At 56.8% G+C, this 17060-nt stretch carries 16 protein-coding genes; 12 read left to right on the top strand and 4 right to left on the bottom strand.

From position 1 onward, the window contains the following. Positions 1-21: 21 nt before the first annotated feature. Together AC4IC4_RS18300 and AC4IC4_RS18295 are read right to left on the bottom strand one after the other, a co-directional pair. Positions 22-1131, bottom strand: coding sequence for an SDR family oxidoreductase (locus tag AC4IC4_RS18300; protein WP_032648092.1), 1110 nt, complete (start codon positions 1129-1131; stop codon positions 22-24). Positions 1132-1489: 358 nt separating this feature from the next. Further along, on the bottom strand, positions 1490-2314 hold the full coding sequence (locus AC4IC4_RS18295) for a MurR/RpiR family transcriptional regulator (protein ID WP_024909265.1): 825 nt from the start codon (positions 2312-2314) through the stop codon (positions 1490-1492). 164 nt (positions 2315-2478) lie between these two features. On the opposite strand from AC4IC4_RS18295, the gene AC4IC4_RS18290 reads away from it, so the two are divergent. The 3 genes from AC4IC4_RS18290 to queE are packed head-to-tail and all read left to right on the top strand — an operon-like array spanning position 2479 to position 5471. Then, a complete protein-coding gene (locus tag AC4IC4_RS18290; RefSeq protein ID WP_090418480.1) occupies positions 2479-4038 on the top strand; it encodes a maltose/glucose-specific PTS transporter subunit IIC in 1560 nt (519 codons plus the stop codon). Further along, positions 4038-4745, top strand: a complete 708-nt coding sequence (locus tag AC4IC4_RS18285) for an N-acetylmannosamine-6-phosphate 2-epimerase (protein ID WP_370884431.1) — start codon at positions 4038-4040, stop codon at positions 4743-4745. The genes AC4IC4_RS18290 and AC4IC4_RS18285 overlap by 1 nt, the downstream gene beginning before the upstream one ends. A gap of 54 nt (positions 4746-4799) precedes the next feature. Further along, the gene (queE, locus tag AC4IC4_RS18280; protein ID WP_023333236.1) at positions 4800-5471 is read left to right on the top strand and encodes a 7-carboxy-7-deazaguanine synthase QueE; all 672 of its coding nucleotides are present in this window, start codon (positions 4800-4802) and stop codon (positions 5469-5471) included. A gap of 86 nt (positions 5472-5557) precedes the next feature. Here queE and queD read toward each other — a convergent pair whose 3' ends face one another. Beyond that, on the bottom strand, positions 5558-5920 hold the full coding sequence (gene queD / locus AC4IC4_RS18275; RefSeq protein ID WP_014885039.1) for a 6-carboxytetrahydropterin synthase QueD: 363 nt from the start codon (positions 5918-5920) through the stop codon (positions 5558-5560). A 306-nt stretch (positions 5921-6226) separates the two neighbouring features. On the opposite strand from queD, the gene cysJ reads away from it, so the two are divergent. From cysJ to cysH, 3 genes are read left to right on the top strand one after another with little or no spacing between them, the layout of a single operon-like run. Beyond that, a complete protein-coding gene (gene cysJ, locus AC4IC4_RS18270) occupies positions 6227-8032 on the top strand; it encodes an NADPH-dependent assimilatory sulfite reductase flavoprotein subunit (RefSeq protein WP_248165702.1) in 1806 nt (601 codons plus the stop codon). Next, positions 8032-9744, top strand: a complete 1713-nt coding sequence (gene cysI, locus AC4IC4_RS18265) for an assimilatory sulfite reductase (NADPH) hemoprotein subunit (protein WP_032648087.1) — start codon at positions 8032-8034, stop codon at positions 9742-9744. Before cysJ ends, cysI begins: the two co-directional genes overlap by 1 nt. Before the next feature lie 15 nt (positions 9745-9759). After that, positions 9760-10494 (top strand): phosphoadenosine phosphosulfate reductase, encoded by a 735-nt coding sequence (gene cysH / locus AC4IC4_RS18260; RefSeq protein WP_024909260.1) that lies wholly within the window; start codon positions 9760-9762, stop codon positions 10492-10494. A gap of 98 nt (positions 10495-10592) precedes the next feature. Here cysH and AC4IC4_RS18255 read toward each other — a convergent pair whose 3' ends face one another. After that, positions 10593-11636 carry an aminopeptidase gene (locus AC4IC4_RS18255; RefSeq protein WP_090418468.1) on the bottom strand — a complete coding sequence of 348 codons (1044 nt, stop codon included), beginning with the start codon at positions 11634-11636 and terminating at the stop codon, positions 10593-10595. A gap of 237 nt (positions 11637-11873) precedes the next feature. Here AC4IC4_RS18255 and cysG point away from each other — a divergent pair, with 237 nt between their 5' ends. The 6 genes from cysG to ftsB all read left to right on the top strand — a co-directional run bounded on the left by cysG (position 11874) and on the right by ftsB (position 17052). Further along, a complete protein-coding gene (cysG, locus tag AC4IC4_RS18250; protein WP_024909258.1) occupies positions 11874-13232 on the top strand; it encodes a siroheme synthase CysG in 1359 nt (452 codons plus the stop codon). Positions 13233-13241: 9 nt separating this feature from the next. Continuing rightward, positions 13242-14150 (top strand): sulfate adenylyltransferase subunit CysD, encoded by a 909-nt coding sequence (cysD, locus tag AC4IC4_RS18245; RefSeq protein WP_006811770.1) that lies wholly within the window; start codon positions 13242-13244, stop codon positions 14148-14150. Between the two features lie 9 nt (positions 14151-14159). After that, positions 14160-15584 (top strand): sulfate adenylyltransferase subunit CysN, encoded by a 1425-nt coding sequence (gene cysN, locus AC4IC4_RS18240; RefSeq protein WP_491471653.1) that lies wholly within the window; start codon positions 14160-14162, stop codon positions 15582-15584. After that, positions 15584-16189, top strand: a complete 606-nt coding sequence (gene cysC, locus AC4IC4_RS18235; protein WP_491471652.1) for an adenylyl-sulfate kinase — start codon at positions 15584-15586, stop codon at positions 16187-16189. Before cysN ends, cysC begins: the two co-directional genes overlap by 1 nt. Before the next feature lie 58 nt (positions 16190-16247). Further along, positions 16248-16574 carry a DUF3561 family protein gene (locus tag AC4IC4_RS18230; protein WP_008499610.1) on the top strand — a complete coding sequence of 109 codons (327 nt, stop codon included), beginning with the start codon at positions 16248-16250 and terminating at the stop codon, positions 16572-16574. 166 nt (positions 16575-16740) lie between these two features. Further along, complete coding sequence (ftsB, locus tag AC4IC4_RS18225) at positions 16741-17052, top strand: cell division protein FtsB (protein ID WP_008499609.1); 312 nt, start codon at positions 16741-16743, stop codon at positions 17050-17052. Positions 17053-17060 lie beyond the last annotated feature (8 nt).

Here is a 17060-nt window from a genome sequence, read left to right as displayed (position 1 = left end):
ATGACTGGCATTTTTTTTGGGCTATTTAAAATCAACCGCCATCTGCTCCGGAATGGTCAGCCCCTGAGTGGTTTGCACGCAGCGGGCGATATAATCCGTAAACCGGGGTGGCTTCGGCATCCCCATGCTCAGCAGCTTATCGTTGCTGAAGCGCACGTTAAGCGTGGCAAACGCACCGTATAACCGCATGGCTTTCAGCATCAGACGTTCGTTGCACGGCCCAAAAATATGTTTCAGCTCGCGACGCATTCTGACCAGCGTTTCGTAGCTGACCTGCGCATACTTATCACCGACGGGGGCTTTCTCCAGCGCCTGCGCCATTGCCTGATCGATATCCGCAAAGCGAACGCTGTTCTCTTCTCCCGCAGAAATGTGTACCACTTCTCCCGGACGCGCGTTGCTGTTGAGCAGCATTAACATCGCGTCGGCGCAATAATCCACCGGAACAACGTCGATCCGGTCTTCCATTGAGCACATAAATTTTTGCAGCATCAGGCCCATGCTAAAGACCCAGAAAATGCTGCTCGACGGTGTGCAGCCGTGACGGGTATGGCCGACGACGATGGACGGACGAGCGATGAGCAGCGGCAGGTTCGGACACTCCTGGCGCATCAGCTGTTCGATGGTTGACTTCGAAAACGTGTATTCCACCAGGTGTTCAGCATTCTCTCTGAATTCAGCGCTTTCGGCGACCAGGGAATCCTGCTCCGGCGTGCATGACATCGCGGTGCCGACGTGGAGGAAACGCTGCAGTCCTGTGACCTGCTCCATACGGCGCGCCAGTGCGAGCGTACCTTCAACGTTGACCTTCCAGATCAGCGGGTTGTTACCAAATGAGGCGACGGCCGCACAGTTCACCACATGCGTGACCCGATCCAGACGGGGATCGTTCAGGAAGGCTTCAGGCTGGCTGAGGTCGCCAATCAGGATATTATCCACCGTCAGGGAGGCCAGTTTGTCCTCAGGAACGTTGAACTTGCGCATATTCTCCAGCACGCGCTCCAGCCCGCTCTGCGGATCGCCGGCACGCGCGAGCAAAAGGAGTTCTACGGATTGATCGTTGGTCAGGATTTTTTCAAGAACTGCACCGCCCAGAAATCCGGTCACGCCTGTAATCAATAACATCTTCATTAATACCGTCTCATTATGATTGATGAGGCGGATTGTAGGCGCGCAAAAGTAAACGGCATTTAAATAATAAATCGCCGAAACCGACTGCATCTTAAGCTTATTTTAAGGAAAGGAAATCGGGCGGATATTTTGGACATTAGCGGAAGGGTAAAAATTCACTCTATTAAAATTTAAATTTTAACTTATTGAATTTAATGTTTTTTATAGAGGTGCTCCCGAACGGTGAACTTAATTCAAAATGTAATAAATATAATAATTTGTTACACCAAACATTTATCAAATAAATGATTTAAACGCCACTTAACTAAAATCATACGGCATAAATTGCAGGCTATTTTATTTAGCCTGCGAAGGATTTTTAGAGTAACAGAGGAAGCGTAGCGCTGGCTGTTTGTTGGCTAACGTCGCCGTAATGACCATCCAGCGCAATCATGGACGTGGTCAGCAGCTCGACCAGCAGCATCACCCCAACCTTAGCATTGAGTGCGCCTGCGCTAAGGGGGCCCTCTGGTTTGGCAGCCACCAGCAGCATGTCGCTCAGGGACGCCAGCGGGCTGCGGGGCGTATTGCTGAGTGCCAGAACTTTAACGCCGCGCTTGCGGGCAAGCTTCACCACGTGGAGTAAATCCCGCGTTGAACCCGAACTGGAGATGGCCACAACCAGCGTCTCTTTCGAAAGCGTTGTCGCATTCATGGCCGCGCGGTGCATATCGCTAAACAGCTGTGCGGGTTTGCCCAGACGCAACAGCTTGTAGTGCAGATACTCCCCGAGGATCGCGCTGGCCGCAACGCCATAAATCTGCACCGACTGCGCCTGGTGCAGCGCCAGCGCCGCCTTTTCAAGCAGCGTGCGGTCGAGGAGTCTGGCGGTATCCTGCAAAGCCTGCACCGACTCATCCACGACGTTATCAATCTCATCTCCCGCCTGACGCGCGGGCTGGCCCTGCTGAATATCCAGCGCAAGCGCCATTTTAAATTCGTTATAGCCTTTGCAGCCCAGCGTGCGGCAAAGACGCGTGACGCTGGCCTCGCTGGTGTGGCTCTCGCGCGCCAGCTCGGTGATCGTCAGGTAGAGCACCCGGGCAGGATCGCTGAGGACAAATTCACCGAGTTTTTGTTGTGTTGGGCTGTACCCGGAAGCCTCCTGGCGTAGCTTCAGCAGCAGGTTTTCATGGTCTGACATGCTCGATCCTTTATGCGTTTCTCTGCGACTAGTGTGGCGGAAAGCGGGGGAAAGATGCCAGTCATTTTGAAAAAGTATGATCGTCGTCCTGGTTTTTGATGATAATTTTCACTATTAAATATTTATATGGTAAAAATTTTCATCGTTTAATGGGGGATGAAAAAATGATGCAAATATTCAGTGGGGCTTCTTCAGGGGGATGGTTTGAAAAAGCGCAGCGCTTTGGCAAATCCTTTATGTTGCCGATTGCCGTGTTGCCTGCGGCGGGTCTGCTGCTGGGGATAGGCGGCGCGTTATCGAATCCCAATACGCTGGCGGCTTATCCGTTTTTAGATGTGGGCTGGCTTCAGGCCATTTTCACCATCATGAGCAGCGCAGGATCCATCGTGTTTGCGAACCTCTCGGTGCTGTTTGCCGTTGGGGTGGCCGTAGGGCTGGCAAAAAGCGATAAGGGTACGGCCGGGCTGGCGGCATTACTCGCGTTTCTGGTGATGAATGCCACCATTAACGCGCTGCTGATCCTCACTGGCAAACTGGCGCACGACAACCCGGGCGCCGTGGGGCAGGGCATGACGCTGGGCATTCAGACGCTGGAAACCGGTGTGTTTGGCGGCGTGGTGATTGGTCTGGTGACCTGCACGCTCCATCATCGGTTTAATAAAATAGCGCTTCCGCAGTTCCTCGGGTTCTTTGGCGGCTCGCGCTTTGTTCCTATTATCAGCTCCCTGGCGGCGATCCTCGTCGGTGCGCTCATGACCGTGGTCTGGCCGCATTTCCAGAAGCTGATTTTTGGTCTGGGCGGGCTGGTGGATGCCACCGGCTATCTGGGCACCCTGCTGTACGGCTTTATTCTCCGCATGCTGGGCCCGTTTGGTTTGCACCACATCTTCTATCTGCCATTCTGGACCACCGCGCTTGGCGGCAGTGAAATCGTCAACGGTCATCTGGTGGAAGGCACGCAGCGGATCTTCTTCGCCCAACTGGCCGATCCTACCACGCGTCAGTTTTACGAAGGCACGTCACGCTTCATGTCCGGGCGCTTTATTACGATGATGTTTGGCCTGCTCGGCGCGTGCCTGGCGATGTACCACACGGCAAAACCCGAGAACAAAAAGCGCGTTGCCGGACTGCTGCTTTCTGCCGCGTTAACCTCGTTCCTGACCGGGATTACCGAGCCTATCGAATTCTCGTTCCTGTTTATTGCACCGGTGCTTTACGTCATTCATGCGCTGTTTGACGGGCTGGCGTTCATGCTTGCACACATGCTGCATATCACCATCGGGCAAACCTTCTCCGGCGGTTTTATCGACTTCGTGCTGTTCGGCATTTTGCAGGGGGAGGCCAAAACCAACTGGATGTTCGTTCCGCTGGTCGGCGTGCCGTGGTTCTTCCTTTACTACTTCACCTTCCGCTATCTGATTAACCGCTTTGATTTTGCTACGCCGGGTCGGGAAAAGGAGGCGATGACCAATGAAGTGACCTTCTCGCAGAGCGAGCGCGCCGTTGCGGTAATCGCCGGATTGGGCGGAAAAGACAATCTGGACGAGGTGGACTGCTGCGCCACGCGTCTTCGCGTCACGGTGAAGGACGGCAGCAAGGTGAATGACGCGGCGCTGAAAGCCACCGGGGCGCGCGGCGTTATCGTGCGCGGTAACGGTGTTCAGGTCATTTATGGCCCGCATGTCACGATTATCAAAAACGAAGTGGAAGAGATCTTATCGTAATGAAAACTGTACTGGATAACCTGAAGGGAAAACTGGTCGTCTCCTGTCAGGCGCTGGAGAATGAACCGCTGCATAGCCCGTTTATTATGTCGCGGATGGCGCTGGCGGCGGCGCAGGGCGGGGCCGCTGCCATTCGTGCCAACAGCGTGGTAGATATCGAGGCCATTAAGCAGCAGGTCTCTTTGCCGGTCATCGGCATCATCAAACGGGATTACCCGGAAAGCGAGGTGTTTATCACCGCCACGATGAAAGAGGTGGATGAGCTCATGACCGTCTCTCCGGAAATCATTGCGCTTGATGCGACGGCGCGGGAGCGTCCCGGCGGAGAATCCCTGGAAACGCTGGTCTCGCGCATCCGCTCACGCTATCCCGCGGTGCTGCTGATGGCGGATATCGCCTCCGTGGACGAAGCCGTGACGGCGCAGGCGCTGGGCTTTGACTGCGTCGGCACCACGCTTTACGGCTACACGGCGGAAACCGAGGGTCATACATTGCCTGACAACGACTGCACGTTCCTGAAAGCGGTGCTGGCGGCCGTGACGGTTCCCGTGGTTGCCGAAGGCAACGTGGATACGCCTGAACGCGCGGCCAGATGCCTGGCGCTGGGCGCGCATACGGTCGTCGTCGGCGGTGCGATCACCCGCCCACAGCAAATCACGGAACGGTTTATGGCGGCGATTGGCGCGCAAAGCACCGATGGAGCATGACCATCCGGCGGGGATCTGCGATACTTATCGTTTATCCCCTTTACTGAGATGACTATGCAGTACCCGATTAACGAGATGTTCCAGACCCTGCAAGGCGAGGGTTACTTTACCGGCGTTCCCGCTATTTTCATTCGTTTACAGGGGTGCCCGGTTGGCTGTGCCTGGTGTGATACCAAACATACGTGGGATAAGCTCGCAGATCGGGAAGTGTCGCTGTTTAGCATTCTGGCGAAAACCAAAGAGAGCGATAAGTGGGGCGCGGGCAGTTCCGAAGATCTGCTGGCCATTATTGGTCGTCAGGGCTGGACGGCGCGCCACGTTGTGATCACCGGCGGTGAACCCTGCATCCACGATCTGACTCCGCTGACCGAGCTGCTCGAAAAGAACGGCTACAGCTGCCAGATTGAAACCAGCGGCACCCATGAAGTGCGCTGTTCACACACGACCTGGGTGACGGTATCGCCAAAAGTGAATATGCGCGGCGGGTATGACGTGCTGTCTCAGGCGCTGGAACGCGCGGATGAGATTAAGCACCCGGTAGGGCGCGTGCGTGATATCGAAGCGCTGGATGAACTGCTGGCCACGCTGACAGATGAAAAGCAGCGCGTCATTGCGCTTCAGCCGATCAGCCAGAAAGATGATGCGACGCGCCTGTGCATTGAAACCTGCATTGCGCGCAACTGGCGCCTGTCGATGCAGACGCACAAGTATCTGAATATTGCATAAAAAAAGCCCGGTGGCGCGAGCGCTTACCGGGCCTATGGCTCGATGCTCTTGTAGGCCGGGCAAGCGTCAGCGCCACCCGGCAAGCATCATTCTCCGCGATACACGCAGCCTGCCGTGCAGGTCTCTTTGATCATCACCGCGCTCAGCAGCGGTACCAGCGGCTTCATCTGATCCCAAATCCATTTTGCCAGCACTTCACTGGTCGGGTTTTCAAGGCCCGGGATCTCATTCAGGTAGTAGTGATCCAGACGATCGTAGGTCGGCTTAAACGCCGCCTTCAGCTCGGCAAAATCCATGATCCAACCGGTATGCGGATCAACTTCACCGGTGATCTCAAGACGCACCATGAACGAATGCCCGTGCAGACGGCCACATTTATGTCCTTCTGGGACATGCGGAAGGTGGTGGGCGGCTTCGAAGGTGAAATCTTTAAACAGTGTGGTGGACATGATCGCTCTCAGTAATGCGGAAAAAACCGCCGCATAGTACCGGAAAGCACAATTTTTAGCATTAACTAAAACGGCTCTGAGCGGCAACCGCCTCGTATTCAGGGTGTTTATCGCTATTTGTTCTTTTATTTCATAATGTTATTTAATCGGTTTTATCGCTAAGCATGACAACCAAAACAGGTTAGTCCATTTGGTTATTTATTATTTCCATCCCTTCTTTAATTGTTATTATCCTCGCCGTTAACCTTATCTTCAGTTTGGATTTATTCGCTTAAAGTCCGCTTGGCTACTGGAACATAACGACGCATGACAACACAGGCCCCACCTTCAAATTTGCTTCCCCTGAACCCGGAGCAACTGGCGCGCCTTCAGGCTGCCACCTCTGATTTTTCTCCCACTCAGCTTGCCTGGGTCTCCGGTTATTTCTGGGGAATGCTCAATCAGCAGCCTGGCGCTGTGGCGGGTGCACCGGTAACGGCCGTTGAAATTCCGGCCATTACCCTGATTTCCGCCTCGCAGACGGGCAATGCCCGCCGCGTGGCCGAGGCGCTGCGTGACGACCTGCTGGCCGCCAAACTGAACGTGAACCTGGTCAACGCCGGGGATTATAAATTCAAACAAATCGCGTCAGAAAAACTGCTGGTGGTGGTTGCCTCTACGCAGGGTGAAGGTGAACCCGCTGAAGAAGCGGTGGCCCTGCACAAGTTCCTGTTCTCGAAAAAAGCGCCGAAGCTGGATGGCACGGCGTTTGCCGTGTTTGGCCTGGGCGATACCTCCTATGAATTCTTCTGCCAGTCCGGTAAAGACTTCGACAGCAAGCTGGCGGAGTTGGGCGCGGAGCGCCTGCTGGACCGCGTTGACGCGGATGTCGAATACCAGGCCGCCGCCGCCGAATGGCGTGCACGCATCGTTGAGGTGTTAAAAGCGCGTGTGCCGAAAGAGACGTCGGCGCAGGCCGCGTTCACCGCGACGGGTGCTGTTAACGACATCCACACCAGCCCGTACACCAAAGAGGCTCCACTGACGGCGAGCCTGTCGGTGAACCAGAAAATTACCGGCCGCGATTCAGAAAAAGATGTCCGCCATATCGAAATTGATCTGGGCGACTCGGGCCTGCGCTATCAGCCGGGCGATGCGCTGGGTATCTGGTATCAGAACGATCCGGCGCTGGTGAAAGAACTGGTTGAGCTGCTGTGGCTGAAAGGCGACGAGCCTGTCACCGTTGACGGCAAAACCCAGCCGCTTTCAGAGGCGCTGCAGTGGCATTTCGAACTGACGGTGAACACCCCGAATATCGTCGAAAACTATGCCACCTTGACGCGCAGCGAATCCCTGCTGCCGCTGGTGGGCGATAAAGCGAAGCTGCAGCATTACGCCGCGACGACGCCGATTGTCGATATGGTGCGCTTCTCTCCGGCTCAGCTGGATGCCGATGCGCTGATCGGTCTGCTGCGTCCGCTGACACCGCGCCTGTACTCCATCGCCTCTTCGCAAGCCGAAGTGGAGAGTGAAGTGCATGTTACCGTCGGCGTGGTGCGCTACGATATCGAAGGCCGCGCCCGTACGGGTGGGGCATCAGGCTTCCTGGCGGACCGCGTGGAAGAAGAGGGCGAAGTGCGCGTCTTTATCGAGCACAACGACAACTTCCGCCTGCCGGCAAACCCGGAAACCCCGGTCATCATGATTGGCCCTGGCACCGGCATTGCGCCGTTCCGCGCCTTTATGCAGCAGCGCGCGGCAGATGAAGCGCCGGGTAAAAACTGGCTCTTCTTCGGCAACCCGCACTTTACTGAAGATTTCCTCTACCAGGTTGAGTGGCAGCGCTATGTGAAAGAAGGCGTTCTGACCCGCATCGATCTGGCCTGGTCCCGCGACCAGAAAGAAAAAGTATACGTACAAGACAAACTGCGCGCACAGGGCGCAGAGCTGTGGCGCTGGATCAATGACGGTGCCCACATTTATGTCTGCGGCGACGCCAATCGTATGGCGAAAGACGTTGAGCAGGCACTGCTGGAAGTGATTGCCGAATTCGGCGGTATGGATGCCGAAGCGGCAGACGAATTTTTAAGTGAGCTGCGCGTTGAGCGCCGTTATCAGCGAGATGTCTACTAATGAGCGAAAAACATCCAGGGCCACTGGTGGTCGAAGGTAAATTGACAGACGCCGAGCGCATGAAGCTGGAAAGCAACTATCTGCGCGGCACCATTGCTGAAGATCTGAATGACGGTCTCACCGGCGGTTTCAAAGGCGACAACTTCCTGCTGATCCGTTTTCACGGCATGTACCAGCAGGACGACCGCGACATCCGCGCCGAGCGTGCAGAACAGAAGCTGGAGCCGCGTCACGCGATGCTGCTGCGCTGCCGTCTGCCGGGCGGGGTGATTACCACCAAACAGTGGCAGGCGATCGACAAGTTTGCCGGTGAAAACACGATCTATGGCAGCATCCGTCTGACTAACCGTCAGACCTTCCAGTTCCACGGCATTCTGAAGAAGAACGTCAAGCCGGTGCACCAGATGCTGCACTCCGTTGGGCTGGACGCGCTGGCGACCGCCAACGACATGAACCGTAACGTGCTTTGCACCTCGAATCCGTATGAATCCGAGCTGCATGCCGAAGCGTACGAGTGGGCGAAGAAGATCTCCGAGCACCTGCTGCCGCGCACGCGCGCCTATGCGGAGATTTGGCTCGATCAGGAAAAAGTCGCCACCACCGACGAAGAGCCGATCCTTGGCCAGACCTACCTGCCGCGTAAGTTTAAAACCACGGTCGTTATTCCACCGCAGAACGATATCGACCTGCACGCCAACGACATGAACTTCGTGGCGATTGCCGAAAACGGCAAGCTGATTGGCTTTAACCTGCTGGTGGGCGGCGGCCTCTCCATTGAGCACGGTAACAAGAAAACCTACGCCCGCACCGCAAGCGAGTTCGGCTTCCTGCCGCTGGAGCACACGCTGGCCGTGGCGGAAGCGGTAGTGACCACCCAGCGCGACTGGGGCAACCGTACAGACCGTAAAAACGCGAAAACCAAATACACCCTGGAGCGCGTGGGCGTTGAGACGTTCAAAGCGGAAGTGGAGCGTCGTGCGGGCATCAAATTCGAGCCGATCCGCCCTTACGAATTCACCGGTCGCGGCGATCGCATCGGCTGGGTGAAAGGCATCGATAATAAATGGCACCTGACGCTGTTTATCGAAAACGGCCGTATTCTGGATTATCCGGGCCGTCCGCTGAAAACCGGCCTGCTGGAAATTGCTAAGATCCATAAAGGCGAGTTCCGCATTACCGCTAACCAGAATCTCATTATTGCCGGCGTGCCGGAGAGCCAGAAGGCGAAGATCGAGAAGCTGGCGCGCGATCACGGGTTAATGGATGCGGTGAAGCCGCAGCGTGAAAACTCAATGGCCTGCGTGTCGTTCCCGACCTGTCCGCTGGCGATGGCCGAAGCGGAGCGTTTCCTGCCGTCATTTACTGACAAGGTAGAAGCGATTCTGGAAAAACACGGTATTCCGGACGAGCATATTGTTATGCGCGTCACCGGCTGCCCGAACGGCTGCGGCCGCGCGATGCTGGCCGAGCTGGGTCTGGTGGGGAAAGCGCCGGGGCGTTATAACCTGCACCTGGGCGGTAACCGAATCGGTACGCGCATCCCGCGTATGTTCCGCGAGAACATCACCGAGCCGGAAATACTTGATTCCATCGACGAGCTTGTCGGGCGCTGGGCGAAAGAGCGCGAAGCGGGTGAAGGCTTCGGCGACTTTACGGTGCGTGCGGGCATCATTCGCCCGGTGCTCGATCCCGCAAGGGATTTCTGGGAGTAACCACGAGAGGTATTTATGTCCGTACTCGATCTAAACGCGCTTAACGCATTGCCAAAAGTCGAACGCATTCTGGCACTCGCAGAAACCAATGCCCACCTTGAAAAGCTGGACGCCGAAGGGCGCGTGGCGTGGGCGCTGGAAAACCTGCCGGGAGACTATGTGCTGTCGTCGAGCTTTGGTATTCAGGCGGCGGTCAGCCTGCATCTGGTGAATCAGATCCGTCCGGACATTCCGGTGATCCTCACCGATACCGGCTACCTGTTCCCGGAAACCTACCAGTTTATTGACGAGCTGACGGACAAGCTCAAGCTGAACCTCAAAGTTTACCGCGCGACGGAAAGCGCGGCCTGGCAGGAGGCGCGCTACGGTAAGCTGTGGGAACAGGGCGTTGAGGGCATTGAGAAATACAATGAGATCAACAAAGTTGAGCCGATGAACCGGGCGCTGAAAGAGCTCAATGCACAGACGTGGTTTGCTGGCCTGCGCCGCGAGCAGTCCGGCAGCCGGGCAACCCTGCCGGTGTTGGCGGTCCAGCGCGGGGTGTTTAAAGTGCTGCCGATTATCGACTGGGATAACCGGACGGTGTATCAGTATCTGCAAAAGCACGGGCTGAAATACCATCCGCTGTGGGACCAGGGCTATCTGTCGGTGGGAGACACCCACACCACGCGTAAGTGGGAACCGGGAATGGCGGAAGAAGAGACGCGATTCTTCGGGCTGAAGCGCGAGTGCGGGCTGCACGAAGGGTGATAACCTTTTTGCCCGGTGGCGCTGCGCTTACCGGGCCTACAAAGGCTCGTTCCATATGTAGGCCCGGTAAGGCGTAGCCGCCACCGGGCTTAACTGCCTCAGGCTTTCCCCGCTTTCGCCAGCTCCTTCACCAGCGGCAGCATCACCTTCACCACATCACGACTGCGGTGCTCAATCCGCTGCGGCAGCGCGCGATCGATGTGCTGCTGATTATCCAGCATCACGTTGTGCCAGCTTGTCCCGTCCGGGAAGGCTTTCGATTTAGCCCGCTGCTGGTAGCCATCTTTTTTGCCCAGCGCCCAGTTTGTCGCTTCCACGTATAGGACCGGAATGCCCGCCTTATCGAACACTTCCCCGTCGTTGCAGCAGCCCGTTCCTCGCGGGTAATCCGGGTTACCGCCGGGGTTGCTGGTGGCATAAACCCCGTGGCTGCGGGCAATCGCCAGCGCACGATCTCGCGTCAGTTTCCGCACGGTACCCGGCGTACTTTGCCCGCTGTTGAAATAGAGCTTGTCGCCGACGATCAGGTTATCGAGGTTGATCACCAGCAGCGTATTTTTCTTCTCCTCAGCGCTCATGCGTTTAAGGAGATTCTCAGCGCCGAGTTTGCCCTCTTCTTCACCGCTGGTGGCCACGAAACGGATACCATACTGGGTTGGAATATCCTTCATCCGCTCGGCCAGTTCGAGCATCACGCCCAGGCCTGCTGCGTTGTCGTCCATGCCCTGCAGCGTCAGCCCGCCGAGGTTGTTATCCGTATCGGCGTCACTCATCGGGGCGTAGGTATCAAGGTGCGCCATAATAATAATTTGCTCTTTTGCGGTACCTTCATGCGCCGCGATAACCGTACTGCCGGTCACGTTATGCCAGTTTTTCGTTTTGTTTCGTGAGGTATAGACGTAGCGGCTGTGAAACGACCGGATATCGCTCTGGTAGCCCATCCCGGCAAACTGCTGGCGAAGATAGTCCGCGGAGAGCATTTCCGCAGGCGAACCGGTCATACGGCCAGGAAAGACGGTGGCAATATGCCGCGCCTGCATAGTGGCGATTTCACCATAAGGTTGGTTTTTTGCCTGGGCAGGAAGAATAAAGCAAACGCCGAGCGCCAGGGCAGCAATACGGTGGCGCGTTGCGGAGAACATAGTGAGTCCTTAAAAACTGAGCAAAATAATAACCCGCTTAGTATGAAACTGTGATCGTCCATACACAATTTGAATTGCTCTTAAATGCCCGAAATTTCGCGTGTTAAGCACTTTTTGGTATTAGCTTTTTCACGGCGTTATTCCATTGAGTAACTACTCATTCCAATTCGTAATTTCATTCGGTCTAAGCCGCCCCCTATAGTCCCTCTATTCCTCGTTGTTAGTGAGTTGTTGCTTGTGGACTATCTGCCCTTATTTGCCGCGATAAAAGAGAAGCCGGTGCTGGTTGTTGGCACGGGTGAAATTGCCGATCGCAAAATTGCGTTTCTGCAGCGCGCAGGGGCGCAGGTGCGGGTAGTAGCAGAAGCGGATTTTGACGAATCACAAATCGACAGCGTCGTGCTGGTGATTGCGGCGACCGAAGATCGCGACCTCAACCGGCGGATTTCCGAGGCCGCTCAGGCCCGCTACCGCTTGGTGAACGTGGTGGACGACCAGCCTTTATGCTCGTTTATCTTTCCGTCGATCGTTGACCGTTCGCCGCTGCTGGTGGCGATCTCCTCCGGCGGTACCGCACCGGTGCTGGCGCGCGTGCTGCGGGAAAAAATCGAAGCGCTGCTGCCGACCAGCCTCGGGCGGATGGCTGAGAAAGCCAGCTACTGGCGCAACCATCTGAAAACCCGCCTGACCAGCGTGACGGAACGCCGTCGCTTCTGGGAACGCGTGTTTCGCGGCCGCTTTGCCAGCCTGATGCATGCCGGCAATGAGACGGCGGCGCAGAAAATTCTTGAAGACGAACTGGATAACCCCGGCAGCACCGGCGGGGAGATCATTCTGGTAGGCGCAGGACCGGGCGATGCCGGGCTCCTGACGCTGCGCGGCCTGCAGGTGCTGCAGGACGCGGACGTGGTGTTTTACGACCATCTGGTTACCGACGGCGTGCGCGAGCTGATCCGTCGCGACGCGGAGCAAATCTGCGTCGGCAAACGGGCTGGCGAGCACTCTGTGCCGCAGCACGACACCAACCAGATGCTGATTGACGCCGCCAAAGCCGGTAAAACCGTGGTGCGCCTGAAAGGGGGCGATCCGTTTATCTTCGGTCGCGGCGGCGAGGAGCTGCAGGCGGCAGCCGAAGCGGGCGTACCGTTCCAGGTGGTGCCCGGCATTACGGCGGCCTCTGCGGTAACGGCCTACGCCGGTATCCCGCTGACCCACCGCGATTACGCCCAGAGCGTGACCTTTGTGACCGGCCACTACAAGGCCGACAGCACACCGTTCGACTGGTCCCATCTCGCCCAGAGCCGCCAGACGCTGGCGATCTACATGGGTACGATGAAGGCGGCGGATATCAGCGAACAGCTTATTCAGCACGGTCGCGAGGCGACGACGCCCGTTGCCGTCATTTCTCGCGGCACGCGCGTCGATCAGCACGTTGCGACGGGCACCCTGGAACAACTTGCAACCCTGGCGAAAGACGCCCCGATGCCCGCCCTGATCGTGGTGGGAGAAGTGGTGCAGCTGCACAGCACGCTCGCCTGGTTCCAACACACAACCGATACAGAAGGCTTTGGTTCTTCTGTCGTAAATTTGGCTTAAGGAACGGTTATGGACCAAAAACGTCTTACACACCTGCGGCAGCTCGAAGCGGAGAGTATCCATATCATCCGCGAAGTGGCCGCCGAGTTTTCTAACCCGGTGATGATGTACTCCATCGGTAAAGATTCCAGCGTCATGCTGCATCTGGCGCGTAAAGCGTTTTATCCGGGCACGCTGCCGTTCCCGCTGCTGCACGTGGATACCGGCTGGAAATTCCGCGAGATGTATGAGTTTCGCGACCGTACCGCCAAAGCCTACGGCTGCGAGCTGCTGGTGCATAAAAACCCGGAAGGGGTGGCGATGGGCATTAACCCGTTCGTGCACGGTAGCGCCAAGCATACCGATATCATGAAAACCGAAGGGCTGAAGCAGGCGCTGAATAAATACGGTTTTGACGCTGCTTTTGGCGGCGCGCGCCGTGACGAAGAGAAATCCCGCGCCAAAGAGCGTATCTACTCCTTCCGCGACCGCTTCCACCGCTGGGACCCCAAAAACCAGCGCCCGGAGCTGTGGCACAACTACAATGGTCAGATCAACAAAGGCGAAAGCATTCGCGTCTTCCCGCTCTCTAACTGGACCGAGCTGGATATCTGGCAGTACATCTATCTGGAAAACATCGAGATCGTTCCACTGTATCTGGCCGCCGAGCGCCCGGTACTGGAGCGCGACGGCATGCTGATGATGATCGACGACGATCGCATCGACCTGCAGCCGGGTGAAGTGATCAAGAAACAGATGGTCCGTTTCCGCACCCTCGGCTGCTGGCCGCTGACCGGCGCGGTGGAATCCAGCGCGCAGACGCTGCCGGAGATCATTGAAGAGATGCTGGTGTCCACCACCAGTGAGCGACAGGGGCGCGTGATTGACCGCGACCAGGCAGGCTCCATGGAGCTGAAGAAACGTCAGGGTTATTTCTAAGGAGCCGCCATGAACACCTCTATTGCTCAACAAATTGCCAACGAAGGCGGCGTGGAAGCCTATCTGCACGCGCAGCAACATAAAAGCCTGCTGCGTTTTCTGACCTGCGGTAGCGTGGATGACGGGAAAAGTACCCTGATTGGCCGCCTGCTGCACGATACGCGCCAGATTTACGAAGATCAGCTCTCTTCCCTGCATAACGACAGTAAACGTCACGGTACCCAGGGGGAAAAACTCGATCTGGCCCTGCTGGTGGACGGCCTGCAGGCGGAGCGCGAGCAGGGCATCACCATCGATGTGGCCTACCGCTACTTCTCTACCGAGAAGCGCAAATTTATTATCGCCGACACCCCGGGGCACGAACAGTACACCCGCAATATGGCGACCGGCGCGTCGACCTGCGACCTGGCCATCCTGCTGATGGACGCGCGTAAAGGCGTGCTGGATCAGACCCGTCGTCACAGCTTTATCTCCACGCTGCTGGGGATCAAACATCTGGTGGTGGCGGTCAACAAGATGGATCTGGTGAACTTCAGCGAAGAGAAGTTCGAGGAGATCCGCCAGAGCTACCTAACCTTTGCCGAGCAGCTGCCGGGCAACCTGGATATCCGCTTTGTGCCGCTCTCGGCGCTGGAAGGGGATAACGTCGCGTCCCAGAGCGCGAACATGCCGTGGTACAGCGGCCCGACGCTGCTTGAGGTGCTGGAAACGGTTGAAATCCAGCGCGTGGTCGACACCCAGCCGATGCGCTTCCCGGTGCAGTACGTGAACCGTCCAAACCTCGATTTCCGCGGTTTCTCAGGCACCCTCGCGTCAGGCTCCGTGAAGGTCGGCCAGCGCGTTAAGGTGCTGCCATCCGGCGTGGAATCGACCATCGCCCGCATCGTCACCTTCGACGGTGACCTGCAGGACGCGGGCGCCGGTGAAGCCGTAACGCTGGTGCTGAAAGACGAAATTGATATCAGCCGGGGCGACCTGCTGGTCGACGCACAGGAAACGCTGGCCGCCGTACAGGGGGCTTCCGTGGACGTGGTGTGGATGGCGGAGCAACCGCTGACGTCGGGCCAGAGCTACGACATCAAAATTGCCGGCAAGAAAACCCGCGCCCGCGTGGACGGTATTCAATTCCAGGTGGACATCAACAACCTGACCCAGCGTGAGGTTACCGAACTGCCGCTGAACGGCATCGGTCTGGTCGATCTGACCTTCGACGAACCGCTGGTGCTGGATCCGTATCAGCAGAACCCGGTGACGGGGGGGCTTATCTTTATCGACAGGTTGACCAACGTTACCGTCGGGGCCGGTATGGTCCGCGAACCGATTAAACAGGCTGCTGTGGCCTCTGAATTCAGCGCCTTTGAGCTGGAACTGAATGCGCTGGTGCGTAAACACTTCCCGCACTGGGGCGCGCGCGATCTGCTGGGAGGCAAGTAATGGCCGCCCATGATGAGAACGTCGTCTGGCATCCTCATCCGGTGACCGTCGCCCAGCGCGAACAGCTCCACGGTCACTGTGGGGTTGTGCTGTGGTTTACCGGGCTGTCCGGTTCGGGTAAATCAACCGTGGCGGGTGCGCTGGAAGAGGCGCTGTATCAGCAGGGCGTAAGCACGTACCTGCTGGATGGTGACAACGTGCGTCACGGCCTGTGCAGCGATTTAGGGTTTAGCGACGACGACCGTAAAGAGAACATCCGCCGGGTGGGCGAAGTCGCCAGCCTGATGGCTGACGCCGGGCTGGTGGTGCTGACCGCGTTTATCTCTCCGCACCGCGCCGAGCGCCAAATGGTGCGTGAACGCGTGGGCCAGGATCGCTTTATCGAGGTGTTTGTTGATACGCCGCTGGAGATTTGCGAAGCGCGCGACCCGAAAGGGCTGTACAAAAAAGCGCGTGCCGGAGAACTGCGAAACTTCACCGGAATTGACGCGGTATACGAAGCGCCTGAATCGCCTGAAATTCACCTGGAGGGTCAACAATTGGTAACAAATTTAGTAAGCCAATTATTAGACCTGCTCAGACGGGACGATATTATCAGATCCTGAGACGGTATCGTTCGGGAGCTGTCTTCCCGAACGATGAGTCACGGTCACAGGATTAGCTATGCGCAACAGTGAACATTACATCACCACCACCGGGTCGGAGCCGCTCGCGACCGACGACGAAACGACCTGGTCATTTCCTGGGGCCATCATCGGCTTCGTCTCATGGTTGCTGGCGCTGGGTATCCCGTTTCTCATCTACGGCGGTAACACGCTGTTCTTCTTTCTCTACACCTGGCCTTTCTTTCTGGCGCTGATGCCCGTGGCGGTTGTCGTCGGCATTGCGCTGCACTCGTTGCTCAATGGCAAGCTCCTGTACAGCACCGTGGTCACGATTGTGACGGTGGTTCTGATGTTTGGTCTGTTATTTTTGTGGCTCATGGGCTAACTTCAGCCATAATTCAAACCGTAACCAACTGTGTAACGATATTGTGCAGGACGATTCTGCGGAAAAAATGTGGTACATTTGCCCGCGATGTTGCGGCATCTCTGTTACCCCGGCGTAGTGCTCTGGGGAAGTCTTGGGATGATGATGCCGTTTTTCAGGGGGCAGGATGGGTAAACTAACGCTGCTGTTGCTGGCTTTGCTAATCTGGCTGCAATATTCGCTGTGGTTCGGTAAGAACGGACTGCACGACTATAGCCGGGTGAGCGATGACGTCGCGGCTCAGCAGGCAACAAACGCCAAACTTAAGGCGCGAAACGATCAACTCTTTGCTGAAATTGATGACCTCAATGGCGGGCAAGAGGCGATTGAGGAACGCGCACGCAATGAACTCAGTATGACTAAGCCGGGCGAAACCTTTTATCGTCTGGTTCCGGATGCGTCTAAACGCAATCAGGGCTCAGCACAAAACAATCGATAATCAGGCCC

This window comes from Enterobacter sp. Taxon_2 (genome assembly GCF_058355295.1).
This window is presented reverse-complemented; position numbering and strand designations above follow the sequence as displayed.

Excerpts from the sequence above, each read along its gene's own strand:
- AC4IC4_RS18300 (WP_032648092.1), bottom strand. The coding sequence starts at position 1,131 with ATGAAGATGTTATTGATTACAGGCGTGACCGGATTTCTGGGCGGTGCA.
- AC4IC4_RS18295 (WP_024909265.1), bottom strand. The coding sequence starts at position 2,314 with ATGTCAGACCATGAAAACCTGCTGCTGAAGCTACGCCAGGAGGCTTCC.
- AC4IC4_RS18290 (WP_090418480.1), top strand. The coding sequence starts at position 2,479 with ATGATGCAAATATTCAGTGGGGCTTCTTCAGGGGGATGGTTTGAAAAA.
- AC4IC4_RS18285 (WP_370884431.1), top strand. The coding sequence starts at position 4,038 with ATGAAAACTGTACTGGATAACCTGAAGGGAAAACTGGTCGTCTCCTGT.
- queE (WP_023333236.1), top strand. The coding sequence starts at position 4,800 with ATGCAGTACCCGATTAACGAGATGTTCCAGACCCTGCAAGGCGAGGGT.
- queD (WP_014885039.1), bottom strand. The coding sequence starts at position 5,920 with ATGTCCACCACACTGTTTAAAGATTTCACCTTCGAAGCCGCCCACCAC.
- cysJ (WP_248165702.1), top strand. The coding sequence starts at position 6,227 with ATGACAACACAGGCCCCACCTTCAAATTTGCTTCCCCTGAACCCGGAG.
- cysI (WP_032648087.1), top strand. The coding sequence starts at position 8,032 with ATGAGCGAAAAACATCCAGGGCCACTGGTGGTCGAAGGTAAATTGACA.
- cysH (WP_024909260.1), top strand. The coding sequence starts at position 9,760 with ATGTCCGTACTCGATCTAAACGCGCTTAACGCATTGCCAAAAGTCGAA.
- AC4IC4_RS18255 (WP_090418468.1), bottom strand. The coding sequence starts at position 11,636 with ATGTTCTCCGCAACGCGCCACCGTATTGCTGCCCTGGCGCTCGGCGTT.
- cysD (WP_006811770.1), top strand. The coding sequence starts at position 13,242 with ATGGACCAAAAACGTCTTACACACCTGCGGCAGCTCGAAGCGGAGAGT.
- cysN (WP_491471653.1), top strand. The coding sequence starts at position 14,160 with ATGAACACCTCTATTGCTCAACAAATTGCCAACGAAGGCGGCGTGGAA.
- cysC (WP_491471652.1), top strand. The coding sequence starts at position 15,584 with ATGGCCGCCCATGATGAGAACGTCGTCTGGCATCCTCATCCGGTGACC.
- AC4IC4_RS18230 (WP_008499610.1), top strand. The coding sequence starts at position 16,248 with ATGCGCAACAGTGAACATTACATCACCACCACCGGGTCGGAGCCGCTC.
- ftsB (WP_008499609.1), top strand. The coding sequence starts at position 16,741 with ATGGGTAAACTAACGCTGCTGTTGCTGGCTTTGCTAATCTGGCTGCAA.